This window comes from Sulfitobacter sediminis, from assembly GCF_040811725.1.
In the GTDB taxonomy this organism is placed as follows: Bacteria; Pseudomonadota; Alphaproteobacteria; order Rhodobacterales; family Rhodobacteraceae; genus Sulfitobacter; species Sulfitobacter sediminis.
Genome location: NZ_JBFNXX010000287.1, coordinates 1 through 231, shown reverse-complemented (window position 1 = coordinate 231; position 231 = coordinate 1). Strand labels below are relative to the sequence as shown.

At 51.9% G+C, this 231-nt stretch carries 1 pseudogene; it reads left to right on the top strand.

Annotated features, from left to right (window positions below):
- Positions 1-208 (top strand): annotated as a pseudogene (locus AB2B41_RS23805) (IS5/IS1182 family transposase); the annotation flags it as partial.
- Positions 209-231: the final 23 nt, after the last annotated feature.

Here is a 231-nt window from a genome sequence, read left to right as displayed (position 1 = left end):
ACGATATCTGGGCCGAGAGTTTTGGCGTGGGTGGTGAGGATATCACCGAAGAAGCCGTGTTGAAACCAAGATGCTCTGTGTGAAGTTGCTGGGGCAGAGCCTCTTGGCTCGGGACTTTGACCGCCAGGTCGCAGAAATCCAAATCCGTGTTGCCTCCCTAAACAAGTACACCGCTCTTGGCATAACTGTTACTGATGTCGTAGGCTAAATCCGTCCGTGGAAAGTGTTAGT